The organism is Salinicola corii (assembly GCF_008298015.1).
GTDB lineage: Bacteria > Pseudomonadota > Gammaproteobacteria > Pseudomonadales > Halomonadaceae > Salinicola > Salinicola corii.
Window position 1 is genome coordinate 87,986 of the sequence record NZ_VTPX01000005.1, and the last position, 24,413, is coordinate 112,398.

24 protein-coding genes are annotated in these 24,413 nt (G+C 65.6%); 16 read left to right on the plus strand and 8 right to left on the minus strand.

Annotated elements, in window-relative coordinates:
• Positions 1-11 precede the first annotated feature (11 nt).
• A complete protein-coding gene (locus tag F0A16_RS10705; RefSeq protein WP_149435388.1) occupies positions 12-1,157 on the plus strand; it encodes an N-acetylmuramoyl-L-alanine amidase in 1,146 nt (381 codons plus the stop codon).
• 107 nt (positions 1,158-1,264) lie between these two features.
• Here F0A16_RS10705 and F0A16_RS10710 read toward each other — a convergent pair whose 3' ends face one another.
• From F0A16_RS10710 to F0A16_RS10725, 4 genes are all read right to left on the minus strand, one after another.
• On the minus strand, positions 1,265-2,656 hold the full coding sequence (locus F0A16_RS10710) for a sodium:solute symporter family protein (protein WP_223119768.1): 1,392 nt from the start codon (positions 2,654-2,656) through the stop codon (positions 1,265-1,267).
• Positions 2,657-2,753: 97 nt separating this feature from the next.
• On the minus strand, positions 2,754-4,022 hold the full coding sequence (locus tag F0A16_RS10715; protein WP_149435389.1) for a metal-dependent hydrolase family protein: 1,269 nt from the start codon (positions 4,020-4,022) through the stop codon (positions 2,754-2,756).
• Positions 4,023-4,135: 113 nt separating this feature from the next.
• Positions 4,136-5,068, minus strand: a complete 933-nt coding sequence (locus F0A16_RS10720) for a LysR substrate-binding domain-containing protein (RefSeq protein ID WP_149435390.1) — start codon at positions 5,066-5,068, stop codon at positions 4,136-4,138.
• A 59-nt stretch (positions 5,069-5,127) separates the two neighbouring features.
• Positions 5,128-6,027 carry a LysR family transcriptional regulator gene (locus tag F0A16_RS10725; protein ID WP_149435391.1) on the minus strand — a complete coding sequence of 300 codons (900 nt, stop codon included), beginning with the start codon at positions 6,025-6,027 and terminating at the stop codon, positions 5,128-5,130.
• A gap of 119 nt (positions 6,028-6,146) precedes the next feature.
• Between F0A16_RS10725 and F0A16_RS10730 the strand changes: the two genes are divergently transcribed.
• Positions 6,147-7,016, plus strand: a complete 870-nt coding sequence (locus F0A16_RS10730; RefSeq protein ID WP_149435392.1) for an aldo/keto reductase family oxidoreductase — start codon at positions 6,147-6,149, stop codon at positions 7,014-7,016.
• 38 nt (positions 7,017-7,054) lie between these two features.
• On the opposite strand, the gene F0A16_RS10735 is transcribed toward F0A16_RS10730, so the two are convergent.
• On the minus strand, positions 7,055-7,987 hold the full coding sequence (locus F0A16_RS10735; protein WP_149435393.1) for a LysR family transcriptional regulator: 933 nt from the start codon (positions 7,985-7,987) through the stop codon (positions 7,055-7,057).
• A 129-nt stretch (positions 7,988-8,116) separates the two neighbouring features.
• Here F0A16_RS10735 and F0A16_RS10740 point away from each other — a divergent pair, with 129 nt between their 5' ends.
• The 4 genes from F0A16_RS10740 to F0A16_RS21715 all read left to right on the plus strand — a co-directional run bounded on the left by F0A16_RS10740 (position 8,117) and on the right by F0A16_RS21715 (position 12,484).
• Positions 8,117-9,286, plus strand: coding sequence for a mandelate racemase/muconate lactonizing enzyme family protein (locus F0A16_RS10740; RefSeq protein ID WP_149435394.1), 1,170 nt, complete (start codon positions 8,117-8,119; stop codon positions 9,284-9,286).
• A gap of 65 nt (positions 9,287-9,351) precedes the next feature.
• Positions 9,352-10,275 carry a GTP cyclohydrolase FolE2 gene (gene folE2, locus F0A16_RS10745; protein WP_149435395.1) on the plus strand — a complete coding sequence of 308 codons (924 nt, stop codon included), beginning with the start codon at positions 9,352-9,354 and terminating at the stop codon, positions 10,273-10,275.
• 171 nt (positions 10,276-10,446) lie between these two features.
• Complete coding sequence (locus F0A16_RS10750) at positions 10,447-12,354, plus strand: propionyl-CoA synthetase (RefSeq protein WP_149435396.1); 1,908 nt, start codon at positions 10,447-10,449, stop codon at positions 12,352-12,354.
• Entirely contained in the window at positions 12,347-12,484 is a 138-nt protein-coding gene (locus F0A16_RS21715) for a hypothetical protein (protein ID WP_187775977.1), read from the plus strand. Before F0A16_RS10750 ends, F0A16_RS21715 begins: the two co-directional genes overlap by 8 nt.
• Here F0A16_RS21715 and F0A16_RS10755 read toward each other — a convergent pair.
• The 3 genes from F0A16_RS10755 to dksA all read right to left on the minus strand — a co-directional run bounded on the left by F0A16_RS10755 (position 12,473) and on the right by dksA (position 15,525).
• Positions 12,473-13,573: an NADH:flavin oxidoreductase/NADH oxidase gene (locus F0A16_RS10755; RefSeq protein WP_149435397.1), complete on the minus strand. Its 1,101-nt coding sequence runs from the start codon at positions 13,571-13,573 to the stop codon at positions 12,473-12,475. The genes F0A16_RS21715 and F0A16_RS10755 overlap by 12 nt on opposite strands.
• A 239-nt stretch (positions 13,574-13,812) precedes the next feature.
• On the minus strand, positions 13,813-15,012 hold the full coding sequence (zigA, locus tag F0A16_RS10760; RefSeq protein WP_149435398.1) for a zinc metallochaperone GTPase ZigA: 1,200 nt from the start codon (positions 15,010-15,012) through the stop codon (positions 13,813-13,815).
• An 81-nt stretch (positions 15,013-15,093) separates the two neighbouring features.
• The gene (gene dksA, locus F0A16_RS10765; protein ID WP_149435399.1) at positions 15,094-15,525 is read right to left on the minus strand and encodes an RNA polymerase-binding protein DksA; all 432 of its coding nucleotides are present in this window, start codon (positions 15,523-15,525) and stop codon (positions 15,094-15,096) included.
• Positions 15,526-15,915: 390 nt separating this feature from the next.
• On the opposite strand from dksA, the gene phnD reads away from it, so the two are divergent.
• From phnD to F0A16_RS10815, 10 genes are all read left to right on the plus strand, one after another.
• Positions 15,916-16,926, plus strand: coding sequence for a phosphate/phosphite/phosphonate ABC transporter substrate-binding protein (gene phnD, locus F0A16_RS10770; RefSeq protein WP_149435400.1), 1,011 nt, complete (start codon positions 15,916-15,918; stop codon positions 16,924-16,926).
• Between the two features lie 110 nt (positions 16,927-17,036).
• On the plus strand, positions 17,037-17,834 hold the full coding sequence (gene phnC, locus F0A16_RS10775) for a phosphonate ABC transporter ATP-binding protein (protein WP_149435401.1): 798 nt from the start codon (positions 17,037-17,039) through the stop codon (positions 17,832-17,834).
• Positions 17,831-18,649: a phosphonate ABC transporter, permease protein PhnE gene (gene phnE, locus F0A16_RS10780; protein ID WP_149435402.1), complete on the plus strand. Its 819-nt coding sequence runs from the start codon at positions 17,831-17,833 to the stop codon at positions 18,647-18,649. Before phnC ends, phnE (F0A16_RS10780) begins: the two co-directional genes overlap by 4 nt.
• Entirely contained in the window at positions 18,646-19,446 is an 801-nt protein-coding gene (gene phnE / locus F0A16_RS10785; protein ID WP_149435403.1) for a phosphonate ABC transporter, permease protein PhnE, read from the plus strand. Before phnE (F0A16_RS10780) ends, phnE (F0A16_RS10785) begins: the two co-directional genes overlap by 4 nt.
• Positions 19,447-19,548: 102 nt before the next feature.
• On the plus strand, positions 19,549-20,031 hold the full coding sequence (locus tag F0A16_RS10790) for a RidA family protein (protein ID WP_239023789.1): 483 nt from the start codon (positions 19,549-19,551) through the stop codon (positions 20,029-20,031).
• Positions 20,032-20,062: 31 nt separating this feature from the next.
• Complete coding sequence (locus tag F0A16_RS10795; RefSeq protein WP_223119769.1) at positions 20,063-21,223, plus strand: ABC transporter ATP-binding protein; 1,161 nt, start codon at positions 20,063-20,065, stop codon at positions 21,221-21,223.
• Between the two features lie 49 nt (positions 21,224-21,272).
• A complete protein-coding gene (locus tag F0A16_RS10800; protein ID WP_223119770.1) occupies positions 21,273-22,277 on the plus strand; it encodes an NAD(P)H-quinone oxidoreductase in 1,005 nt (334 codons plus the stop codon).
• A 37-nt stretch (positions 22,278-22,314) separates the two neighbouring features.
• On the plus strand, positions 22,315-22,944 hold the full coding sequence (locus F0A16_RS10805; RefSeq protein ID WP_149435405.1) for a glutathione S-transferase family protein: 630 nt from the start codon (positions 22,315-22,317) through the stop codon (positions 22,942-22,944).
• A 15-nt stretch (positions 22,945-22,959) separates the two neighbouring features.
• Positions 22,960-23,406, plus strand: a complete 447-nt coding sequence (locus F0A16_RS10810) for a type II 3-dehydroquinate dehydratase (protein ID WP_149435406.1) — start codon at positions 22,960-22,962, stop codon at positions 23,404-23,406.
• Positions 23,403-24,335, plus strand: a complete 933-nt coding sequence (locus F0A16_RS10815) for a 2-hydroxyacid dehydrogenase (RefSeq protein ID WP_149435407.1) — start codon at positions 23,403-23,405, stop codon at positions 24,333-24,335. The genes F0A16_RS10810 and F0A16_RS10815 overlap by 4 nt, the downstream gene beginning before the upstream one ends.
• The last annotated feature ends 78 nt before the right edge of the window (positions 24,336-24,413 follow it).

Sequence of the window (24,413 nt, forward strand, 5' to 3'; positions counted from 1 at the left end):
GGATATTCACCATGGACAGAAGGCGCTTCATCACCACGCTCTTGGCCACCTGTTTGCTCCCCAGTACCCGGGCGCTGGCCGGCAACCCGCTGATCCCCTTCACGCTGACCGAGGACGACGAGAGCGCCAGCTTCGTCATCGAACTGGAGGGCAGCAACGAACACAACGTATTTACGCTGGATCATCCACCGCGCGTCGTCATCGACCTGCCTCAGGTCACGCGGGTGGCATCCTCCAGCGCCGCCCTTCACCAGCATGCCGGCATCGTCGAGGATGTGCGGACCGGCCAACGGGCGGGCGGCATTCGCATCGTGCTCGATCTGAAGACGCTCAAGCAACCGAAGACGCATATCCGCCAGTTGGGCGCCAATCGCTCGCAACTGATCGTCAGTATCAACGACCCCGACCCGCTGATGGCCGCGGTGACGGCCGAGGCGCAGTCCCACAACCAGCCGCGCAAGGCGATCATCGAGATCGACGCCGGCCATGGCGGCAAGGATCCCGGCTGCATCAGCGCCGACGATCACTACGAGAAATACGTCGCCATGGGGGTCGCCGACTATCTCAAGGGGCGCCTGGACACGGATCCCAGGTTCGAGCCATCGCTGACACGGGACAGCGATATCTTCATCCCACTGCACCAACGTGTATTGATGGCGCGGAATCACCACGCCGACCTGTTCATCTCGATACACGCCGACGCCGCACCGACCACCAAGGCCGCAGGCGCCTCCGTCTATATTCTCTCGGAACACGGAGCCAGTTCGGCCACGGCCCGGTGGCTGGCCGAGAGCCAGAACAGCTCCGACCGCTACGCCTCGACCCGGGACAGCGAGATCTATTCGGACGATCCCGACGTGCAGTCGGTGCTCATCGACCTGTCGATGCGCGGCACTGACGTCGCCAGCCAAAAACTGGCCAGGACGACGTTGAACCAACTTGGCAGCGTGACCGCGCTGCACAACGATCGCGTCAACAAGGCGGCTTTCGCCGTGCTCAAGTCGCCGGACATTCCCTCGATGCTGGTCGAGACGGGCTTCATGTCCAATCGGCAGGACTGCCGCCGGCTACTGCGCAGCGCCCACCAGCAGGAACTCGCGGAGGCACTGCATCAGAGCGTGGCCGATTTCTTCGAGGCCAACCCGATACCGGGCTGAGTGTCTGCAGTGAAGGCGAGCTTGAGCTGACGACTCGAGCCGACCCAATCGGGTCGGCTCGAAGCGTCGAGAGCCTCCGCGTGGCTCCTCCTACGGCAATACGCTGGCTAGGGAGCCGGCGCCGTCGCCACCGCACGCGGCCGACTCAGCAGGCTCACGCCGATCAGCGTCACCGCCGCCAGCGGCATCGCCACCAGCACGCTGTTCCAGCCCATCGGCTTGCCCAGCGCGATCTCCCACACCAGCGTCATCACGCCGCCGACGATCATCGCCGACAGCGCGCCGGCCGGCGTAGCGCGAGGCCATAGCAGCGCGGCCAGGAACACCGGGGTGATCGCGGCGCCGTACATGCCGTAGGAGTACATCTGCATCGCCAGCACGCTGGGGAAGAACGCCCCCAGCACCCAGGCCAATACGCCCAGCACCACGACGGTCAGGCGATTGACCAGCAGCGCCTTGCCTGCCGGGATATTCAGTTTCAGCAATCCACCGAGAATGTCCTGGGTCAGGCTGGCCGATGCCGACAGCAGGTAGCTGTTGCCGGTGGTCAGCAGCAGCGCCACCAGAGACGCCAGCAGCAGCCCGCCGACCACCGTCGGCAGCCCCTGCTGGGCCAGGGTCATCATCGCGGTCGATGGCGTGATATCGGGATACATCACCCGCGTGGCGCAGACCAGCAGGGTGATCAGCGAGGTACATACGATCGAGGCGATGACCAGGCCCATGGCGGCTTTCTTGGCCGTGGCCGGGTCCCGCGCGGCGGCGAAGCGCTGAAACAGGTTCTGGTCGCCCAGGATCAGCAGGAACAGCGGCAGGAAATAGCCCAGCGCCTGCCACGGGGTGAGACCGCCGAGCAGCGTCCGGTGCGTGGCCGGCAGCGCGTCCATCATGTCGCCGAGACCGCCCAGCCGGGTCAGCACCAGCGGCAAGGCGATCAGCATGCTGCCAAAGATGATGATCGCACTCAGGTAGTCGGTGTAGGCCACCGAGACCAGCCCGCCCATGGTCGCCAGACCGATCATCACCAGCGCGGCGATCACCACGCCCTGCCACACCGGCAGGCCGAACGCCAGGTTGAGCGCCTGCCCCGCTCCGGTGAACTGGTACGAGACGATGCCGACGTAGGCCAGCAGGATGATCAGTGACGCGATCGAGCGCGCCGTGGGCCCGAACCGCTCCTCGATCAGACCGGGAATCGTGGTCGCCCGCGAGCGGCGCATCTTGCGCGCCAGCAGGAAGTAGACCACCAGCGCGGCGATCGGCGTGCCGGCGAAGAAGAAGATCGCCGCGCCCGGGCCGTGCTGGAACACGAAGCTGGCGCCGCCGACGATGGAGCCCGACCCCACGAAGGTGGCCAGCAGCGTCGCGGTGAGCACCAGGGTGGAGAGCGAACGCCCCGCCACGATGAAGTCGGTATCGTCGTGGACCTTGCGTCGCGAGAAGTAGAGCCCGATGACGACCATCAGTACGATATACGCGATGACGAAGAATGCCTGCATGATCGCAGCCTCCCGTTCTTGATTGTTATACGTCGTGATTGTTATGCGTGTCGTCTTGCCGACCCGGTGCGAACGCTCGCCCCGGGGCGGCGGGACATCAGCGGTTCAGGCGATCCTTGACCGCGCGGCCGCCCTGCATGATCAGCGACAGGTGCTGGCCCTGGCCGGTCAGCAGGCTCATGTCCTCCAGCGGGTTGCCGTCGACCACGATCAGGTCCGCCCACGCCCCCGGCGCGACACAGCCGATCTCGCCCTCCATCCGCAGCAGCTTGGCCGCGGTGGAAGTGGCACTGCGAATCACCTCGTGGGGCGGCAGCACCTGGGAGCGGATCACGAACTCCTCCGACTGGTGCGGATGCATCTCGCCGAGCAGGTCGGTGCCGTAGGCCATCTCCAGCCCCGCTTCGCGCATGGTGACCAGACTTTCCAGTCCTGCCAGTCGTACGTCGTCGATCTTGGCGACGGATTCCGGCTTGAGTCCGTAGTCGGCGCCTTCGATCTTGAGCCGTTCGTAGGTCACCAGCGTGGGGCAGGCCATGGCGCCGCGCTCGGCGGCCAGGCGGGCGGTATCCGCCTCGATCAGGTTGCAGTGTTCGAGCGATCGCACCCCGGCCTCGACGGCGCGGCGAATCGCCTCGTCGGTGTAGAGGTGCGCGCTGACGTAGGTCTGGGCGTTGCTCGCCTCCTCGACGATGGTCCTGAGTTCGTCCACCGAGAAGCTCAGGAAGTCGATCGGATCGCTGGGTGAGGAGACGCCGCCGTTGGCCATCACCTTGATGAACTGGGCACCGGCCTTGATCTCCTGACGCACCGCGCGGCGCACCGATTCGACGCCGTCGCAGATCCGCCCCATCGAACCCAGGCGCCGGGTCTGGTACTGGTCGTCGCGCTCGTCATAGAAGCCGCGGTAGTCGTTGTGACCGCCGGTCTGGGAGAGCGCCTTGCCGCAGATCACCAGCCGCGGGCCGACGAAGAGCCCTTCCGCCACCGCCTGCTGGATGCCGCGGTCGGCACCGCCGACGTCGCGCACCGTGGTGAAGCCGCGCATCAGCATGCCTTTCATGATCGGCGTTGCGCGGGCGGCGACCAGCGCGTCCGGCAGCAGCGCGTTGGCGCCGAGATCGGCGGTGGTGGCGATGACGTGGACATGGCAGTCGATCAGGCCGGGCATCAGCGTGCGCCCCTCGAGATCGATCACGCGGGCGTCCTGGGGCGCCTCGATCGGCGCATCGGAGACCTGGGCGATGCGGTCGCCCTCGACCAGGACATGCACGCCGGTCCGCGGCTGCGGGGAGGAGCCGTCGACCAGGCTGGCGTTTCGGAACAGGACAGCTTGCGAGGAGAGTGCGGAGGAGCGTTCGGTCATGGCTTGGGCTCTTGTGGGTGACTCGAATACGGCTTGAGCCTACCCAGCGCCTCGAGCCCGTGAAAAGCGCTAAAAACGCATGGCAGCATGCGGTCAGCGCATCGATCCCCCGATCACTCCCCCTGCGGCGATATTTCCAGCAGCCAGCGCTTGAAACAGCGCGTGGCGACGTTCTCCCGGCGCTCGTCCGGGGTGATGAGATAGTAGCCGCCGCCGTGGCTCGCCCAGTGGTTTGACGCCACCACCAGGCGCCCACGTTCGATCTGGCTGTCGATGACGTGGCGCCAGCCCAGCACGATGCCCTGCTCGAACACCGCCATCTCGACCAGCGTCGGGTAGTGATTGAAGATCACGGCCTGGGTCGCCGGCGAGATCGTCACATCGTGATATCGAAACCAGTCGCGCCATGAAATCCACAGGCTCTGGGCATCCTCCAGGGTCAACAGCGTCTCCTGCAGAAGGTGCTCGGGCTCGAGCTTCTGATGCTCGCCGAGACCGTAACGCTCGCGGCACGCCGCGAGGTAGGCGGGTGCGCAGACCGGAAAGACTTTCTCGGGAATCGCATAGGTGGTCTCGAATCCCGGCAGCGCCGCCTGCTTCAGGTAGTAGAGCCCGATGTCGAACTCGAACGACGACAGCGAGGTCACGCCGTCGCGTACGATCAGGCGCAGCTTGAAGTTGGGGTACTGGCGCCGGAAATCGCCCAGCCGGGGCGCCATCCAGAACTGGGCCACCCCGGCGGTACAGGCCACCGTCAACTCGTTCTCGCCGGTGCTCTTCATCACCTCGGCGGTGGCGTTGACGCAGTCGTCCAGGATCGAGCGCACCTGCAGCGCGTAGGTTTCGCCCGCCCGGGTCAGCGTCAGCTGGCGCTGCTCGCGGATGAAGAGCTTGCGGCCCAGAAACTGCTCGAGATGGACGATCTGACGACTCACCGCGCTCTGGGACAGGTTCAGCTCGACGGCGGCACGGGTAAAACTCATGTGTCTCACCGCCGCTTCGAAAGCGATCAGAGCGTTGAGCGGCGGCAGCGGCGACATGCGCATGAGAAGCTCCAGGGAGGCGGCGGAGAGGGCCAGGATACGTCATCGCGCCGGCGGGAACGCTAGTCGTGATCGCGGATGAAGTCGATGAAGGCGCGCAGCGGGCCGGGTACCAGCCGGCGATCGGCGTAGTAGAGATAGGGGCCGGAAAACCGTGGCCACCAGGGTTCGAGTACCGGCATCAATGCACCGCTTTCCAGGTCGGGCCGGAGCCACTGCTCGAACAGCATGATCAGGCCGACGCCCTGCCGCGCGGCGTCGACGCCGAGATCGACCCCGCCACCGATACTGACCTCCAATGGCCCATGGGGCTCGATACGGATCAACTCTTCGCCTTTTTCGAACTCCCAGACCGCCAGGTTGCCATTGGTGAAACGGCCGTAAATGCAGGCGTGGTCGAGCAGATCCCGGGGATGTTCGGGGGTGCCGCAGCGGGCCAGATAGTCGGGCGACGCGACCAGCGCGAAACGCTGCTCGCGCGGGCCGATGGGCACGGCGATCATGTCCTGCTCGAGGCGCTCATCGTAGCGAATGCCGGCGTCGTATCCCGCCGCGAGAATATTGGTCACCGCGCTGTCGGCGGTGATCTCCACGCGGATCTCCGGGTAGGCCTTGAGAAAGTCGGGCAGGATCGAGGGCAGCACCAGTCTCGATGCGCTGACCGGCACGTTGAGCCGCAGCGTACCGGCCGGGCGATCCTTGAAGCCGTTGACCGCATCCAGCGCGCTTTCCACCTCCGCCAGCGCGGGCGACAAGCGCGCCACCAGCGCCTCGCCGGCTCGCGTCAGCGTCACCGCCCGAGTGGTGCGATGGAACAGTCGAATGCCGAGTGCGGTCTCCGCACGCCGCACCGCATCGCTCAAGCGCGAGGCGCTGGTACCGCTCAGTCTCGCGGCTTCCCGAAACCCCTTGGCTCTGGCCACCGCCAGCACGACCTGAAGATCACCGAGATCGGCGCTCATTGTGCACTTTCCCGTACGCCCTGTATGGATTGAACGGAATAGTCGCACAGCATCGGCAGGCCTACCATGCAGGACTCACAAGAGCGTCCACCATTCGTTATTCGATACAGGAGTGAACCATGTCTCTCATCGACAAGGCCGGTACATATGCCCTCGGCGATCGTCGGGTCAAGCGCCTGGGCTACGGCGCCATGCAGCTCGCCGGCCCCGGCGTGTTCGGTCCGCCCAGGGATCCGGCACGGGCGTTGCAGGTGCTCGAGGAGGTCATCGCCGCCGGTATCGATCATATCGACACCTCGGATTTCTACGGCCCCCACGTCACCAACCAACTGATCCGACAGGCACTGCATCCTTATCCCGACGATCTCTGCATCGTCACCAAGGTCAGCGCCCGACGCGATGAAACCGGCGCCTGGCTGCCCGCGCTCTCCCCAGCCGAGCTGACCCAGGCGGTGGAGGACAACCTGCGCAACCTGGGCCTGGAACAGATGGAGGTCGTCAACCTGCGCAGCATGCTGGACGTCCACGGCCCGGCGGAAGGCTCGCTGGAGGCGCCGCTGACGACCCTGGCCGAGCTCCGCGAGCGCGGCCTGATCAAGCACATCGGGCTGAGCAACGTCACCGCCACCCAGGTCGCCGACGGACAGAAGATCGCCCCCATCGTCTGCGTGCAGAACCAGTACAACCTGGCCAATCGCGCCGACGATGCGTTGATCGACCGGCTCGCCGCGGACGGGATTCCCTACGTGCCGTTCTTCCCGCTAGGCGGCTTCACGCCCCTGCAGTCGGAAACACTGTCCGAGGTGGCGCAGACCCTCGACGCCACCCCGATGCAGGTGGCGCTGGCGTGGCTGCTCAAGCGCTCGCCCAATATCCTGCTGATCCCCGGCACCTCGTCGCCCGAGCATCTGCAGCAGAATATCCAGGCGGCCGCGCTGGAGATACCTGATGCTCAAATGGCATTGCTCGATCGTATCGGCAGCGAGTAACGCGGCCGACATCGGGGCATCCGGCTCAGCGTGACGGTCTAGGGCAACGTCGCCAGGCGCTGCCAGAATTCCTCGGCAGCGGCAGGCAGCGCCGCCCTGGCCCGGGCGATGTGAATCTCGACCGGTATGTCCCAGGCCGGTCCGAGCGCCCGGACCAGTTGACGACCGCGCCACTCCGACTCCGCCAGGATGAGCGGGAGCCAGGCCATCCCCTTGTTCTCCAACGCCATCGACATCAACACTGCCGCCAGATGGCTCGAGAACAGCGGCGCGCGCGAGGCGAACTCGGCATCGCTGCGCAGGCGGTGGGAAACGATGCGCCCCAGTCCGGAAGCGTCGGTGTAGGCCAGATACGGAACGGCGGGATCGTCCGCCGGCAGGAATTCGGGATCGAAGCCCGCCGCTGCGTCCTTGCCCTCGCCGAGTTTTCTGCCCAATTCCGCACCGATCAGTGGTACCAGCGTGTCCTGCGCGATCCTTCGACTCTCGAATCGGCCCGGATCGAGTCGCGTGGGCACCTCCGGGTGACGGTGGCTGAGCAGAAAATGCACCCGCCCCTGCATCAGCCTCTGCTCGCATTCCGCCATGCTCTCGGTGTGCAGCTGCAGCGCCTCGAGCGGCGCGCCCTTCTCGATCTGACGAATCCAGCGCGGGAAGAACGTGAACGACAGCGAGTGTGTCGCCGCAAACTGCAGGGTTCGCGCGGTCTTGCCCGCCACCTCCCGAACCTCTTCGCGCAACCGATGCAGGCGGGTGGCGGACTCCAGCGCACCGCGATGCATCGCCCGCCCGGCTTCGGTCAGCGACGTCCCCTGGGGCATTCGCGTGAACAGGGTGACGTCCATCCACGCCTCCAGCGCGCGTATTCTTCGGCTGAAGGCCGGCTGGGTGATATGGCGCGCCTCGGCGGCGCGCACGAAGCTGCCGTGCTCCGCCAAGGCGATGAAGTCCTCGAGCCAGACCAGTTCCATGGGTGGAGTCCTGTGAGAGGGTTACCAATGGCAATGCCGTTTCGGCATGTCAAACCCCGTTAATAGCATTGGCTGGCGAGTCGACGCCACCGTTATCGTGGCCTCTCCTTCCTCCACGAGTGTTCAGCCATGCGTATCGTCGATATCCGCGAACAGACCGCATCGATCGCCTCTCCCATCGCCAATGCCTACATCGATTTCTCCAAGATGACCTGTTCGGTGGTCGCGGTGGTCACCGACGTGATCCGCGACGGCAAGCCGGTGATCGGTTACGGCTTCAACTCCAACGGTCGCTACGGCCAGGGCGCGCTGATGCGCGACCGCTTTCTGGCCCGGGTGCTGGAAGCCGACCCCGAGACGCTGATCGATCACGAACACGACAACCTGGACCCGTTCGCCATCTGGAAGACGTTGATGACCAACGAGAAGCCCGGTGGCCATGGCGAGCGCTCGGTGGCGGTCGGCACCATCGACATGGCGGTCTGGGACGCCGTGGCCAAGATCGAGGGCAAGCCGCTCTATCGGCTGCTGGCGGAGCGCTACCGCGATGGTCAGGCCGACGACAAGGTCTGGGTCTATGCCGCCGGCGGTTACTACTATCCCGGCAAGGACCACTCGAAGCTGCAGGAGGAGATGCGCGGCTATCTCGATCGCGGCTACAGCGTGGTCAAGATGAAGATCGGCGCCGCACCGCTGGATGAGGACCTGCGCCGGATCGACGCGGTGCTGGAGATCGTCGGCGACGGCAGTCGACTGGCGGTCGATGCCAACGGCCGCTTCGACCAGGCGACGGCCATCGCCTACGCCGAGGCACTCAAGCCCTACAATCTGTTCTGGTACGAAGAGGCCGGCGATCCGCTCGACTACGCGCTGCAGGCGGAGCTCGCGAACCACTACGAGTTGCCGATGGCGACCGGCGAGAACCTGTTCTCGCACCAGGATGCCCGCAACCTGCTGCGCTACGCCGGCATGCGCCCGGATCGCGACTACCTGCAGTTCGACTGCGCGCTCTCCTACGGTCTGGTGGAGTATCTGCGCACGCTCGATGTCATGGCCGGGATGGGCTGGTCCAGCCGTCGCTTGGTACCCCACGGCGGCCACCAGATGTCGCTCAATATCGCCGCCGGCCTGCACCTGGGCGGCAACGAATCCTACCCGGACGTGTTCCAGCCCTTCGGCGGCTTTGCCGACGGCATCCGGGTGGAAGATGGCTACGTCGCTCTGCCCGACGTCCCGGGCGTCGGGTTCGAAGCGAAGTCGGCGCTCTACCAGGTCATGCGCGAACTCGGCGGCGAGTGAAGGTTGTGCGCATCGACGTCAAAAGATATGTTATAAAATAACATTAATGATATCGATGAGCACTCATGAACCTCACCCTACCCCCGCTACCGGATGTCGCCGCTGGGCGCGAACCGGAACCGTCCCAGGGCGCGTCATACCGCGCCCTGCAACATGTCGGCATGCAGGGCATCGCCATCCGGCTGCAATGGGAGGATGGCACTCGGCTGCCGGCCACCGCCGACGTCGGTGTCGATCTCGCCGCCGGCCAGCGCGGCATCCATATGTCGCGCCTCTACCGCCTGCTCGACCGCCTCGACGAAGCGCCGTTGACGCCGGACCGGCTGGACGCCCTGGGGCATGCCCTGCTGGATAGCCAGCACGACACCAGCCAGCGCCTCTATCTGGCGCTGCGTCTCGATCTGCCGCTACGGCGCCGTGCCCTGCTCAGTGACGCCAGCGGCTGGCGCCACTACCCGCTCACGCTGGCCCTCGAGGGCAGCCATCAAGGTCTGACCCGGACCCTGACCCTCGAGCTCGACTACGCCTCCACCTGCCCCTGCTCGACGGCACTGGCCAGGCATGCCATGGCCCGCGACTGGCGCCACTGGGCCGAGGAGCAGAACACCGCGAACCTCGATGCGGACACGGTGGCCGACTGGATCGAGCACCGCGGCAGCTTCCCCACGCCCCACAGCCAGCGCAGCCGGGCCGCGATCGCGCTGCGCCTGGCCGATGCCGCCCCCTTCGCGCCGGCGGCGCGCATCGACGCCTTCGAGCAGACCCTGCAGACGCCGGTGCAGACGCTGGTCAAGCGCATCGACGAGCAGGCCTTCGCCGAGCGCAATGGCGCCAACCTGATGTTCTGCGAGGATGCCGCACGACGGCTGGCCGAGCAGTGCGAGGCGCAATCCGACGTGCTCGGCTATCGCGTCGACGTCACCCACGCCGAGAGCCTGCACGCCCACGATGCCGTGGCCCGGGCCGAGCGCGATTTCGAATCCCGATGACACCACGGGAGTGACGCCAGCGTACCGGGCGTGCCGGCACGCCACGCCGGGTTCGGCGTCCATTCGTCGAACCTAGCCGATGGTCGGACGGTCGTCGGGCCTTCCCCCTCATACAGTGTCACCAAGCCCCGGCGAGATGGGCCGGGACAGGCACTGCAGCGGGAGGGATCCATGAGTCGCTATCAGGACGAGTACCGCACCTCGATCGAGGATCCGGAAACCTTCTGGATGCGTCAGTCGCGACGCCTTCCCTGGTTCGCGCCACCGTCCCGGGCGCTCGCCTACGACGCGAGCGGACACGCCCGCTGGTTCGGCGATGGCGAGCTCAATCTGTGTCACGCCGCCCTCGACCACCACGTCGAGCAGGGGCACGGCGAGCGCACCGCGATCTACTGGGACTCTCCGCTCAGCGGCCAGCAGCGGCGCTACAGCTATCGTGAGCTGCGCGACACCACCGCCCGCTGCGCCGGCGCGCTACGCGGGCTGGGCGTCACCCCGGGCGATCGCGTGGTGATCTACTTGCCGATGGTGCCGGAAGCGCTGATCGCGATGCTGGCCTGCGCGCGTCTCGGCGCCATCCACTCGGTGGTGTTCGGCGGTTTCGCGCCGCGGGAGCTGGCCGCGCGGATCGAGGATGCCAAGCCCAGGGTGGTGATCGCCGCCTCCTGCGGGCTCGAACCCGACCGGGTGATACCCTACCAGCCGATCGTACGCGAGGCGCTGTCGCGCAGCGCCCATGCGGTGGCCCACTGCGTCTATCTGCAGCGCGACGCCTGCCGCGCCGAGATCGGCCCCAACGAAGCGGCCTGGGAGACGCTGATGACGGCGGCCGAGCCCGCCGACTGCGTACCGGTGAAGGCCACCGACCCGCTCTACATCCTCTACACCTCCGGCACCACCGGAAAACCCAAGGGCGTGGTGCGCGATACCGGCGGCTACGCGGTGGCACTGCACTACTCGATGGAGACGATCTACGACATTGCCCCGGGAGACGTCTTCTTCTCCGCCTCCGACGTGGGCTGGGTGGTCGGCCACTCCTACATCGTCTACGGTCCGCTGCTGCGCGGCGCCACCAGCGTGGTCTACGAGGGCAAGCCGGTGCGTACCCCCGATGCCGGCGCCTTCTGGCGGGTGATCGACGAGTATCGGGTGAAGAGCTTCTTCACCGCCCCGACGGCCTTCCGCGCGATCAAGAAGGAGGATCCCGAGGCCCGCCAGATGGAGGGCTACGATCTCTCCTGCCTGCGCTCGCTGTTCCTGGCCGGGGAGCGCCTCGACCCGCCCACCTACCACTGGCTCAAGGCGCATCTCGACGTTCCCATCGTCGATCACTGGTGGCAGACCGAGACCGGCTGGGCGATCGCCGCCGATCCGCTGGGGCTCGACCCCGTGCCGACCCGCGCCGGCTCAGCCACCTTTCCGGTGCCGGGCTACGATGTGCGCATCCTCGACCGCCACGGCGAGGAGGTGGGCGCCCTGACCGAGGGCAGCGTGGTGATCAAGCAGCTGCTGCCGCCGGGCTGCCTCGCCGGCATCTGGGGCGACCCCGAGCGCCTGCACTCGGCCTACCTGGCGACCTATCCGGGTTACTACCTCACCGGTGACGGTGGCTATTTCGACGAGGACGGCTACCTGTTCGTGATGGGCCGTACCGACGACGTGATCAACGTCGCCGGCCACCGGCTCTCCACCGGCGAGATGGAAGAGGTGCTCGGCTCGCATCCAGCGGTGGCCGAGTGCGCGGTGATCGGGACGCAGGACGCGCTGAAGGGGCAACTGCCGCTGGGCCTGGTGATTCCCAAGGATGGCTTCGATGGCGACGAGGCGAAGCTGGAGCGGGAGCTTATCGCCCTGGTGCGGGAACGGATCGGCCCGGTGGCGAGCTTCAGGCAGGTCCGGGTCGTGGATCGGCTGCCCAAAACCCGCTCCGGCAAGATCCTGCGTCGCGCGCTGCGCCAGCTCGCCGACGGGGAGACCTTCGACGTGCCCGCCACCATCGACGACCCGACCAGCCTGGAGGACGTTCGCCAGGCCATCGCCACTCTGCATGGGGCCGAATCCGCGGAGCGGGATGATTGACGCAGCAGGCCGTTCGGTCAGCATGCGGATCGCTGCCGAACATCACCACCCCGAGCTCGATTTCCACGAGGCGGCCCTGGCGCCTACCCTGGAGGCGCCGGACGTCTCCGGGAACGGCCTAGCCGAATAGCCCTTTCAAGGTATGCGGCTGGCTACGCAGATACTGCTTGGGCGCGTGCACGCTGGCGCCGAGCTTGGCGGCGGCGTGCCACGGCCAGCGCGGATCGAAGAGCATGCCGCGGGCCAGCGCCACGGCGTCGGCTTCACCGCTGAAGACGATGCCTTCGGCCTGCTCCGGCTCGGTGATCAGACCCACCGCGATCACCGGCATGGCGATCTCCTGCTTCATGCGACGGGCGAACGGCACCTGATAGCTGGGGCCGACATCGAGCGCCTGACGTGGATCGAGACCGCCACCGGAGCAATCGATGAAGCTACAGCCTCGGGCATCGAGGGCCTTGGCCAGGGTCACGCTCTGCGCCAGATCCCAGCCGCCCTCGACCCAGTCGCTGCCGGAGATACGGATACCCACCGGCTTGTCTGCCGGGAACACCTCGCGCACGGCATCGAAGATTTCCAGCACGATCCGCATGCGATTCTCGAGGCTGCCACCGTATTGGTCATCGCGCTGGTTGGAGAGCGGCGACAGGAATTCATGCAGCAGATAGCCATGGGCCGCGTGGAGCTCGATCAGATCGAAACCCAGGCGATCGGCACGCCTGGCTGACGCGACGAAGCCCGCCTTGAGCGCTTCGATGTCGTCGAGCGTCATGGCCCTCGGCGGACGCTGATCGTCCTGATAGGGCACCTCGGAAGGCGCCACGGTCTGCCATCCTCCGGCTTCCAGGCTCAACTGCGCGCCGCCTTCCCAGGGTGCCTGGCAGGAGGCCTTGCGGCCGGCGTGGCCGAGTTGAATGCCGATCGGCATCGGCGAATGGGCCCGTACCGCCTCCAGCGTGCGCGCCATCGCCTGCTCGTTGGCGTCGGAATAGAGCCCGACGTCCCCCGGGGTGATGCGCCCTTCCGGCGCCACCGCCGACGCCTCGATCACCAACAGCCCGGCGCCGGAGAGCGCCAGGTTGCCGAGATGGATGGTGTGCCAGTCGGTCATGTTGCCGTGCTCGTCGGCGGAGTACTGGCACATCGGTGAAATCATGATGCGATTGGCCAGCTCGAGCCCGGCGAGTTCGAGCGGCGTAAACAGCTTGGGAGAGGCCATGAATCCTGTTCCTGAGATGGATGATGGCGAAAATGTAGCTTGCTAATAATTCTTTGGCAATGCCTGCCTCTCGATGACGAAAACAAAAACCCACCTAGGTGGTCGTCGAGGTCGCGAAGTGGGCATCCGGAGAACGGCGACCATAAAAAACCCCGGTGAAGCCCACGAGGGACTACCGGGGAAGCTCTGGTGGAGACCAGACCACAGCGAGGCGGCACCAGCGAGCCGCCACGATGGACTCAGGCGGCAGCGGCCCACTCGGGAAAGGGGTCGGGCAGCGTCATCCAGTAATCCTTGCCGCGCGACAGTTCATCGTCGGTGAGCAGGCAAGCCTCGAGGCGCCGGCGAATCTCGACGGCATCCAGGCCCTGGCCGATGAAGACCAGCTCCTGGCGCATGTCGCCGAAGGGTTCCTGCCACTTCTCCAGGATCGAGGCACGGTACTCAGGATCCTGAGGCCAGCGCGACTCGGGCACCGCACGCCAGAACAGGCCGGCGAAGCCGTGGTGGGCAATGCCGCCGGCCTGGCTCCACTGGCCGGCGTACTGCGGCCGGCTGGCGAGCCAGAAGAAGCCCTTGGAACGCAGCAGACGACCGTCGCCCCAGTCGCCGTGCAACAGCTCGAAGAAGCGCTGGGGGTGGAACGGGCGGCGCGCCTCGAAGCTGAAACTGGAGATCCCGTACTCCTCGGTCTCGGGGACGTGCTCGCCGCGCAGCTCCTTGAGCCAGCCGGGGGCGAGCTGGGCCTTCTCGAAGCTGAAGCGGCCGGTGTCGAGCACCCGATCCAGCGCGACCTGACCGTGACTGATGGGCAGGATCTCGGCCTCGGGGTTGAGGCTTTTCAACACCGCCTCCAGTTCGCCGAGGGTACGCGTATCGATCAGATCGGATTTCGAGATCAGCAACACGTCGCAGAATTCGATCTGATCCACCAGCAGGTCGGCGACGTTGCGCTCGTCCTCTTCGCCCAGGCTTTCGCCGGCTTCCGCCAGCGACTTGGCCTCATGGTATTGCGAAAGGAAGTTGGCGCCGTCGACCACGGTGACCAGGGTGTCCAGTCGGGCGACCTGGGACAGGCTGCGCCCCTGTTCATCCTCGAAGGTGAAGGTCTCCGCCACCGGCAGCGGCTCGGAGATGCCGGTGGACTCGATCACCAGGTAGTCGAAGCGTCCTTCCTCGGCGAGCCGATTCACCTCGATCAGCAGATCCTCGCGCAGCGTGCAGCAGATGCAGCCGTTGCTCATCTCGACCAGTTTCTCTTCGGCACGGTTGAGATCGACCTCGCGCTCCACCAGGGCGGCATCGATATTGATCTCGCTCATGTCGTTGACGATCACCGCGATGCGCCGGCCGTCGCGATTGTTGAGCAGATGATTCAGCACCGTCGTCTTGCCGGCGCCGAGAAAGCCGGACAGCACGGTAACGGGCAATGGGTTCATGGATTCCTCCAGCAAGGTAGGTCCGGGTCGGCCTCGGTATCGAATGGGCCATGGATGTTGGGGTCGCCGGCACTCGGCGTGTCAGGCGCTGTGCCGCCTGGCGTAGTGATGCTCGCGCTGCTCCTGACGCTGCTTGGCCTCGAGACACAGCGTGGCGGTGGGTCTCAGCAGCAATCGCCGCAGGCCGATGGGCGCGCCGGTCTCTTCGCAGAAGCCGTAGTCGCCCTCATTCAGCCGCTTCAGCGTGCCGACGATCTTGCGCAGCAGGCGTGTCTCGCGGTCGGCCTGGCGCAGCAGCAGACGCAGCGTCTCCTCGTTGGCGGCCAGATCGGCTTCGTCGCCAGCACCACGGCTGTCGACGATGGTGCGGCGGGTCTCTTCCAGCGCGGCTTCCAGCTCAGCCTGCTCCGCCAGTAGACGCCGCCTGAAGAAGTCGAGCTGAGCCTCGTTCATGTAGGCGCCTTCGGGCATTGCCAGCAGTTGGCTCTCATCCTCGATAAACGGTAACGGCATGGCGGCCTCCTCGGGAGCGTCTCGACCATTTAATGTTATAACATAACATTAAAAACGCCAACACTCTTCTCTCCCTGCTCGGAAACGAACATGAAATGCAGTCATTAGCGAAAGTCGAATGCGCTTTGCGGCGGATTTTGCCCACACTGTGACAAAACCATGACACCGAAAGCGTCCCTAAAGGAAATACTGAATAAATCGACGAGCAGGATGAAGCGCAAGGCGCACGGAGCACAGAAGGCGAGACATAACATGGGGTTAGGCGAGTCTTCGAGCACCGCGCAACGCAGCAATTCGCCTGCGCAGGCATTTATGCAGTGTTTCCTAAAAAGATCGACAACTCGCGCGGTCGGTGTCGCCTATAACAACCTCCGTCCCAGGAGATCCGCCATGCCACGACGTCTCGAACCCTCCAGCTCCCTCTCGCTACGCCTGCCGCTTTCCCTGTTGGCCACGCTGCTACTCGGCTGCGGCCTCAGCGTTGCGGCACAGGCCGCCGAGGAGTGCCCGCAGCGCGGGGATCTGGCGCCCATGTACTGCGATGCCGACGGCGACCTGGTCGCGGATGCGCCGAGCGACGAATCCCAACTCCTCGATCCCGATCCGCTGGTCTTCGCCTACACCCCGGTCGAGGATCCGGCGATCTACGCCGATATCTGGGAACCGTTCATCGAGCACCTCCGCGACGTGACCGGCAAGGACGTGCGCTTCTACGCCGTGCAGTCCAACGCCGCCGAGATCGAAGCGATGCGCAGCGGGCGCATCCAGGTCGCGGGCTTCTCCACCGGGCCGACGCCATTCGCGGTCAATCTCGCCGGGGCGGTGCCGTTCGCGATCATGGGCAGCGACGATGGCGAGTTCGGCTACACCCTGCAGGTCTACACCCGCAAGGACAGCGGCATCGACGAGCTGAGCGACCTAAAGGGCAAGCGCGTCGCGCACACCTCGCCCACGTCCAACTCCGGCAACCTGGCGCCACGCGCCCTGTTCCCCGAGCAGGGCATCACCCCCGACGAGGACTACGAGGTGGTCTATTCGGGCTCTCACGATCAGTCGATGCTGGGCGTGGTCGCGGGTGACTATGACGCCGCGCCGGTCGCCTCCGAGGTGGTCGATCGCATGGCCGAACGCGGTCTCTACGACCCGGAAGAGGTCAAGATCGTGTTCGAATCCAAGCGTTTCCCCACCACCTCCTATACCTACGCCTACAACCTCAAGCCCGAGCTGATCGACAAGATCAAGGAAGCCTTCTTCAGCTTCGACATGAAAGGTACCGAACTGGGCGAGGAGTTCGACGGCGTGACCAAGTTCGTCCCGGTGACATACCAGAAGGATTGGGAAGTGATTCGTGACATCCAGGATGCCAACGGCGTCGTCTACTCACAGGAAAACATCGAATAGCCCGGTCACAGGAAAACATCGAATAGCCCGGTTCGTGATTTAGCACGGTCATGCTGCAGAAAAACCGGACGGCGCCGACACTCGGCGCCGTTTCTCCACGAGGATCCCTCATGCTGCGCATTCAGAATCTGGTCAAACGGTACGGCCATGGCGAGCCGGTGCTGCGCGGGCTCGATCTCGACGTTCCCGGCGAATCGGTGGTGTCGATCATTGGCGCCTCGGGAGCCGGCAAGAGCACCCTGCTGCGCTGCATCAACCGCCTGGTGGAACCCACGGGAGGCAGTATCGAGCTCAACGGCCTGGAGCTGACGTCTCTCAAACGCGAAGAGCTGCGCAAGGCGCGCCGGCGAATCGGGATGATCTTCCAGGGCTTCAACCTGGTGGACCGGCTGACGGTGATGGAGAACGTCCAGTGCGGGAGGCTGGGCTACATCCCCTACTGGCGGGCGGCGCTGCGCAAGTACCCGGCGGAAGACATCGAGCGCGCCTATCACCTGATGGAGCGCGTCGGCATCGCCCACTACGCCAACAAGCGCGCCGATGCGCTCTCCGGCGGCGAGCGCCAGCGCGTCGGCGTGGTGCGTGCGTTGATGCAGCAACCGGAAATTCTGCTCGCCGACGAACCCACGGCCTCGCTGGACCCGGTCAGTTCGCGCCAGATCATGGAGCTGCTGCAGAATCTGTCCCGGGAGCTGTCGCTACCGGTACTGATCAATATCCACAACGTGGCCGAGGCACGGGAATACACCCAGCGCATCGTCGGCATGCGCTTCGGCAAGCTGATCTTCGACGGCGTTCCCGCCGATCTGGATCAGGAAGCGATGGACGCCGTCTACAGCGGCACGCCGGGCGACGAGCGCCAACAAGCCGACGCTGGCCCGGCGCAGGCCAGGGCGGTGGTGTCATGAGCACGGGCACAGACCGGACAGCGCCTCCATCGCCACGACACTGGCGCAAGCCACCGTTCATCGCCAACCCGCTGCTGCGCTGGGGCCTGGTCGTCGGCGTCGCGATCTATGCCATCTGGGCGATCTCGATCCTGCCTTTCGATCTCGATCGCATCAGCCAGGGCATGACCCGAGCCGCACGCATCTTCTCCGGCGCCTTCCCGCCCAACTTCGACCGGTACGAACTGCTCATCGACGGCTTTCTCGAAAGCCTGCAGATCGCCATCCTGGCGACGCTTCTGGGTCTCGCGTTGAGCCTACCCATCGCGTTCATGGCGGCCCGCAACATCGCCGCCAGGCCGATCTACGTGATCGGGCGAGCGATCATCATTCTGGCGCGCAGTTTCCATCCGGTGATCGTGGCGATCCTGTTCGTCAAGGCCGTCGGTTTCGGTCCGGTGGCCGGCATCCTGACGCTGACGCTCTACTCGATCGGTTTCGTCGCCAAGATGCTGGCCGAACGGATCGAGGAGATCGACTGGGGTCAGGTGGAAGCGCTTCGGGCCAGCGGCACCCGCTATATCGGCGTGCTGCAGTTCGCCGTGCTGCCGCAGATCATGCCGCGCCAGATCGGCCTCGGCATCTATCAACTCGACAGCAACCTGCGGGCCTCGGCGGTGGTCGGCATCGTCGGCGCCGGCGGCATCGGCTCCACGCTGATGAACGCCTTCGGCCGCTACGACTACGACTTCGCGCTGGCGATCACGCTGGTGATCATCGGCGTGATTCTGGTCAGCGAAGCGATCAGCGGTCGGATCAGGAGGAACATCGGATGACGCAAACCGTTGCCGAGCGCGCCTGGGCGCGCTACACCCCGCAACAGCGCTGGAAGCGCTTCGCCACGATGCTAGTGGTTGCCGCTGCCGTGGTGTGGGCGGTGGAGAGCATTGATATCATCTGGCCGTGGGTGTGGGATGCCCCGGCCCAGGTCGGCGACCTGTTCGGACGCATGGTGCCGCCGGACGTGAGCAATCTGCGAGCGATTCTGTGGGCACTGGTCGAGACGCTCAATATCGCCACGATCGCCACCTTCGTGGCCGTCTTCGTGTCGCTGCCGATCGCCTACATCGCGGCCCAGAACACGACACCCAACCGTTTCACCCTATGGCTGGGGCGCTTCATCCTGGTCTCGAGCCGGTCGGTCAACACGCTGATCTGGGCGCTGCTGTTCGTGGCGATCTTCGGTCCCGGCGTGCTGGCCGGCATCATCGCGATCATGTTCCGGTCGATCGGCTTTCTCGGCAAGCTGCTGGGCGAGGCGATCGAGGAGATCGACCGCCGCCCGGTGGAGGCGCTGGAAGCGACCGGCGCCTCGCGGGCCAAGGTGGTGCTCTACGCCATCGTGCCGCAGGTCATGCCGACCTTCTTCGCGGTCGGCATCCTGCGCTGGGACATCAACCTGCGCGAGTCGACGGTGCTCGGCTTGGTCGGCGCCGGCGGGATCGGCGTGATCCTTCAGGGCGCCATCGACACGCTGGCGTGGCAGACCGTCGCCACCATCCTGCTGGCGATCATCGCCCTGGTCATCCTGGGCGAGGCACTGGCCGCCTGGCTGCGCAAGAAGGTCATCTGATCCGGGACCTGCTTTTCCCGGCGTTCACGCGCCGGGGAAGGTCGCTTCGGCTTTTCCTAAGCATGACCCTATGTAAATGCTGGTTTCGCCGTGGCGGCCGGGATGCAAAGCTTGATCCATCCCGATCCTCGAGAGTCGCCCGGCATGCCCACCCATACCCGCATTCGCATGTTCAACACCAAAGAGACCTATCCCAATCAGTCGCTGGACAACGACCTGTGCCAGGCCGTACGGGCGGGCAATACGATCTACGTTCGCGGTCAGGTCGGCACCGACTTCGACGGCATTCTCGTCGGCCTGGGCGACCCTAGGGCCCAGGCAGAGCAGGCGATGAAGAACGTCAAGCAGTTACTGGAAGAGGCCGGCTCAGACCTCTCGCACATCGTCAAGACGACCACCTACCTTATCGATCCACGCTACCGTGAACCGGTCTATCAGGAGGTCGGCAAATGGCTGAAGGGCGTCTATCCGATCTCCACCGGGCTCGTGGTCTCGGCACTGGGACAGCCGCAGTGGCTGATGGAGATCGACGTCATCGCCGTCATCCCTGATGACACCGTTCCCTCTGACATTTCAGCATTCTGACCCTCCCACTTTCCAACAATCGGAGCTGCCCGTGGCGACCGTATCCCAGAGTCCACCTTCCGCCGCCCCGGCGTTCGCCGTCGGCTCGCCAGCCACCATACCCGAGCGTGTCGCGGTGCAACTCGACGGCATTCTCAAGCGCTTCGGCGATGCGATCGCGCTGCAGAGGATCTCACTGAAGATCCGCGAGGGTGAGTTCGTCACGCTTCTCGGCCCATCGGGCTGCGGCAAGACAACGCTCTTGAATCTCATGGCCGGCTTTCTCGAAGCCGACAATGGCGAGATATTCATCGATAACCAACTGGTCACCGAGACTCCGCCCTACCAAAGGGAAATCGGCATCGTGTTCCAGAACTACGCGCTCTTCCCGCACATGAGCGTGGTCAAGAATGTCGGCTATGGGCTGCGCATGCGCGGCACGCCGAAGGCAGAGATCGATGAACGGGTCGCCCAGGCGCTGGCGCTGGTGAAGCTTGAGGGCTTCGGCGAGCGTATGCCACGCGAGCTCTCCGGCGGTCAACAGCAGCGAGTCGCCCTCGCCCGTGCACTGGTGATTCGACCCAAGGTGCTGCTGCTCGACGAACCCTTCTCGGCGCTGGATAAGAACCTGCGCCTGTCGATGCAACTCGAGTTGAAGGAGATTCAGCGCAAGCTGGGCGTGACCACGGTCTTCGTCACCCACGACCAGGGCGAAGCGTTGAGCATGAGCGACCGCGTGGTGGTGATGTCCGCCGGGCACGTGCGCCAGATCGGCACGCCGGATGCCATCTATCGCTCCCCGGAGGACCCGTTCGTGGCCGGTTTCGTCGGTGATGCCAACGTGCTCCCGGGGCGCTATCTGAGCCGTGACGACGCCGCCAATATCGAGCTGGGCGACGCCACGCTGCGCCTGCCCGCCGATCGCATTCATGCTTCGGTGGGCGCGCGTCTGGCGGTCTACGCTCGTCCCGAAAACATTCATCTGGTACCGCTGGACGGCGACACGCTACTGACCGGCACGGTGGTCAACCACGTGTTCCAAGGCGATCACGTCGACGTTCACCTGGACGTGCCGTCACTGGATCAGGCGCGTCTGTTCGTACGCCGCTCGGGGGTCGAATCTCTGACTCGCTGGCCCGTGGGCGCGGTCGTCGGCCTGGCCTTCGAAGACGACGGCATCTGCGCCTTCGCCGCCGACGCGACGTCTGCTTGATCGACACGCCATTCTCAATACGATAAGCGCTGAACAGGAACGCCTCGCCATGCCTCTATCCGATACCATGCTGGCCGTGATCGCCCGCCAACCGGGCGCCCCCAACGTTCTCGCCTGTGTACAGCGAGCGCTACCCACCGTGGGTCCAGGCGAGATCCTCATCCGTGTCGCAGCGGCCGGCGTGAACCGCTCGGACCTGATGCAGCGCAGCGGTGCGCCGCTACCGCCAGGCACCACCGACGTGCTGGGTCTGGAAGCCGCCGGCACCGTCGTTGCCGTGGGTGACGGCGTGACCGACATCAGTGTCGGCGAACGCGTCATGGCACTGCTCGGCGGCGGCGGATACGCCGAATACTGCATGGCCGTCGCCGCTCACTGCCTGCCCGTGCCCACCGGCCTCTCTCTGGAGGTCGCCGCGGGCGTTCCCGAAGCGGCCTTCACCGTTTGGCACAACCTGTTCGAGTGCGGGCGGCTGACGGCGGGCGAGACCGTCCTGATTCACGGCGCCGCCAGCGGCGTGGGAACCTTCGCCGTGCAGTGCGCTCATGCCGCCGGCGCCCGCGTGATCGCGACCGCAGGTGACGCGGTCAAGATCGCCGCGTTGCAAAAGCTCGGCGTCTGGCGCGCCGTGGATCGCCACGAGGAAGATTTCGTCGATGTCATCGCTGACATGACCGAAGGCCGCGGCGTCGACGTGGTACTGGACAACGTCGGCGGGCCCTACGTGGCCAGGAATCTGGCGGCCATGGCCCCGGGCGGGCGCCACGTCAGCCTGTCGTTTATACAGGGTCAGCACATTGAGCTGGATCTATCGGTGCTGATGCGCAAGGGCCTGAGCCTGACTTCCTCGACGCTTCGCCCCAAGAGCCATGAGGAGAAGTCGCGGATGGCCGCGGCCATCCGCCAGCATCTGCTGCCGTGGCTAGCATCGGGCGACGTGCGTCCATTGATTCACGCCGCGCTACCGCTAGCGCGAGCCGCCGAGGCTCATCGCTGCCTCGAAGCCAACGAGAACATCGGCAAGGTGCTGCTGGTCCCCGCCGGCGCCTATTGAAGGTCAGCACTGCGCCCGACAAGAACAAGGAGCCCACATGAGCGATTCGACTCGTTTCCTGTTGTACTACGCCTCGACTTCCGCCTTCGTGCGCAAGGTCATGATCAGCGCTCAGGTTCTTGGTCTGACCGATCGCATCGAGCGACTCGACTCCGCCGCCCACCCGGTGGAGCGCGACGAGCGCATCGCCGCATTCAATCCGCTGGCCAAGGTCCCGGCGCTGCGCACCCCCGAGGGCATATCGCTCTACGACAGCCGCGTCATCTGCGAATACCTGAACGCCTTCGCCGGCGGCTTGCTGTTCCCCGCTGAAAGCGATGCACGCTGGATCAGCCTGACACGTCAGGCGCTGGGAGACGGCCTGATCGATGCCGCGTTGCTGGCGCGCTACGAATTCACGGCCCGCCCGGCGGCGGCTCAGTGGTCGCCCTGGGCCGAGGCACAGTTGACCAAGGTTCGCGCCGCACTGGCCGAGATCGACTCGCAGGCGCCCATCCTCAGCGACCAGCCAGACGACATCGGCGTGATCGCCATCGGATGCGCCTTAGGCTATCTCGACTTCCGCTTCGCCGATCTCGACTGGCGACGCGACCATCCTCGCGCCGCGGCCTGGTTCGAGCGCTTGAGCCAGCACCCAGCCCTGCGCGCCACGCAGCCCTCGGCCTGAGATTCCGGAGCCCCCATGCCCCATCGCGTCTACTTTCTCAACGGTCCCAATGCCAATCTCTATGGCCTCGACAAGCACGGCACTTACGGCAGCGAGAGCTTCGCCAGCATAGAGCAGGGTTGCCAGCGCCACGCCGGCGCGCTCGAACTGACACTCGAGTTTCGCCAGAGCAACCACGAGGGCGTGCTGGTGGACTGGATTCAGGAAGCGCGTCATAGCGCCGATGCCATCATCATCAACGCGGCGGGGCTCACCTACAGTTCGGTACCGATTCTCGACGCGCTGCTCGCTTTCGACGGCCCGATCATCGAAGTCCACATGAGCAACATCTGGCAGCGCGAAAGCTTTCGCCACCACTCCTACGTGTCGAAGGCAGCGACCGGCGTTGTCGCAGGCCTGGGCGCCACCGGCTATCGCCTGGCGCTGTCGGCCGTGGCGGAGCTGCTGGAGGACCGGGCATGACGCCGACGCTGGTGTTCTACAGCCAGTTCGACAGCTTCGAGGCGTGGCGCAATCTGCTCTCGCCGCTGCTGCCACAGGTACGAATCCGTCAGGCGGCAGACGTCGACGACGCGGACAGCGTGCTCTATGCGCTGGCCTGGAAACCGCCTGAGGGTTTCTTCGCCCGCTACCGTAACCTGAAGCTGCTGGTGAACCTGGGCGCCGGCGTCGACTCGCTGGTCGGTCGCAACGACCTGCCGGCCATTCCAATTACCCGCGTCTCCGACCCCGACATGGGGCGGATGATGGCAAGCTATGTGCTCTTCGCCGTCCTCCGCTACGCCCGCGACATCCCCGCCTTCGAACGCGCCCAGCGCGAGCGACGCTGGCACTATCTGCACCCCCGGCTGCCGGATAGTATCCGCGTCGGCGTGCTAGGACTCGGTGAGCTGGGCGCCTGCGCCGCGCAGGAGCTGGTCCGTCAGGGATTCGATGTCCGCGGCTGGTCGCGCTCGCCCAAACGGCTGGAAGGTGTGACCTGCGTCGATGGCATGTCACGGCTCGACGACTTTATCGGCGCGAGCGATATCCTGGTCACGATGCTGCCGCTAACGCCCGAGACCCGTGGGCTTCTAAGTGCCAAGCGCCTGGCGCTGCTACCTCCGGGGGCCTGCTTCATCAACGTTTCCCGAGGCGCGATCGTCGACCAGCGGGCACTGACCGAGGCTCTAACCAGCCGGCGCATCGCCGAGGCCACGCTGGATGTGTTCGACCGTGAGCCGCTGCCGCCGGAAGATCCCTTGTGGCAACTGGACAACGTGCTAATCACGCCGCACCTCGCCTCGGTGGCCATTCCCGAGTCCGCCGCGCGCCAAATCGCCGACAATATCGGCCGTCTCGAGCGCGGCGAAGCCGTGTGGCATCAGGTGAATCCGGCTCGCGGCTACTAGATCCACGGTTACTGGATTCACGACGACTGCCCTACGATTCAGGAACCGTCCCGAGCCCGCGCCACTCTCAATCCCCGA

Excerpts from the sequence above, each read along its gene's own strand:
- F0A16_RS10715 (WP_149435389.1), bottom strand. The coding sequence starts at position 4,022 with ATGACCGAACGCTCCTCCGCACTCTCCTCGCAAGCTGTCCTGTTCCGA.
- F0A16_RS10725 (WP_149435391.1), bottom strand. The coding sequence starts at position 6,027 with ATGAGCGCCGATCTCGGTGATCTTCAGGTCGTGCTGGCGGTGGCCAGA.
- F0A16_RS10735 (WP_149435393.1), bottom strand. The coding sequence starts at position 7,987 with ATGGAACTGGTCTGGCTCGAGGACTTCATCGCCTTGGCGGAGCACGGC.
- F0A16_RS10805 (WP_149435405.1), top strand. The coding sequence starts at position 22,315 with ATGAGCGATTCGACTCGTTTCCTGTTGTACTACGCCTCGACTTCCGCC.
- phnE (WP_149435403.1), top strand. The coding sequence starts at position 18,646 with ATGACGCAAACCGTTGCCGAGCGCGCCTGGGCGCGCTACACCCCGCAA.
- F0A16_RS10710 (WP_223119768.1), bottom strand. The coding sequence starts at position 2,656 with ATGCAGGCATTCTTCGTCATCGCGTATATCGTACTGATGGTCGTCATC.
- phnD (WP_149435400.1), top strand. The coding sequence starts at position 15,916 with ATGCCACGACGTCTCGAACCCTCCAGCTCCCTCTCGCTACGCCTGCCG.
- dksA (WP_149435399.1), bottom strand. The coding sequence starts at position 15,525 with ATGCCGTTACCGTTTATCGAGGATGAGAGCCAACTGCTGGCAATGCCC.
- F0A16_RS10705 (WP_149435388.1), top strand. The coding sequence starts at position 12 with ATGGACAGAAGGCGCTTCATCACCACGCTCTTGGCCACCTGTTTGCTC.
- zigA (WP_149435398.1), bottom strand. The coding sequence starts at position 15,012 with ATGAACCCATTGCCCGTTACCGTGCTGTCCGGCTTTCTCGGCGCCGGC.
- F0A16_RS10720 (WP_149435390.1), bottom strand. The coding sequence starts at position 5,068 with ATGCGCATGTCGCCGCTGCCGCCGCTCAACGCTCTGATCGCTTTCGAA.
- F0A16_RS21715 (WP_187775977.1), top strand. The coding sequence starts at position 12,347 with ATGATTGACGCAGCAGGCCGTTCGGTCAGCATGCGGATCGCTGCCGAA.
- F0A16_RS10815 (WP_149435407.1), top strand. The coding sequence starts at position 23,403 with ATGACGCCGACGCTGGTGTTCTACAGCCAGTTCGACAGCTTCGAGGCG.
- F0A16_RS10750 (WP_149435396.1), top strand. The coding sequence starts at position 10,447 with ATGAGTCGCTATCAGGACGAGTACCGCACCTCGATCGAGGATCCGGAA.
- F0A16_RS10755 (WP_149435397.1), bottom strand. The coding sequence starts at position 13,573 with ATGGCCTCTCCCAAGCTGTTTACGCCGCTCGAACTCGCCGGGCTCGAG.
- F0A16_RS10790 (WP_239023789.1), top strand. The coding sequence starts at position 19,549 with ATGCAAAGCTTGATCCATCCCGATCCTCGAGAGTCGCCCGGCATGCCC.
- folE2 (WP_149435395.1), top strand. The coding sequence starts at position 9,352 with ATGAACCTCACCCTACCCCCGCTACCGGATGTCGCCGCTGGGCGCGAA.
- F0A16_RS10800 (WP_223119770.1), top strand. The coding sequence starts at position 21,273 with ATGCCTCTATCCGATACCATGCTGGCCGTGATCGCCCGCCAACCGGGC.
- phnC (WP_149435401.1), top strand. The coding sequence starts at position 17,037 with ATGCTGCGCATTCAGAATCTGGTCAAACGGTACGGCCATGGCGAGCCG.
- phnE (WP_149435402.1), top strand. The coding sequence starts at position 17,831 with ATGAGCACGGGCACAGACCGGACAGCGCCTCCATCGCCACGACACTGG.
- F0A16_RS10730 (WP_149435392.1), top strand. The coding sequence starts at position 6,147 with ATGTCTCTCATCGACAAGGCCGGTACATATGCCCTCGGCGATCGTCGG.
- F0A16_RS10740 (WP_149435394.1), top strand. The coding sequence starts at position 8,117 with ATGCGTATCGTCGATATCCGCGAACAGACCGCATCGATCGCCTCTCCC.
- F0A16_RS10810 (WP_149435406.1), top strand. The coding sequence starts at position 22,960 with ATGCCCCATCGCGTCTACTTTCTCAACGGTCCCAATGCCAATCTCTAT.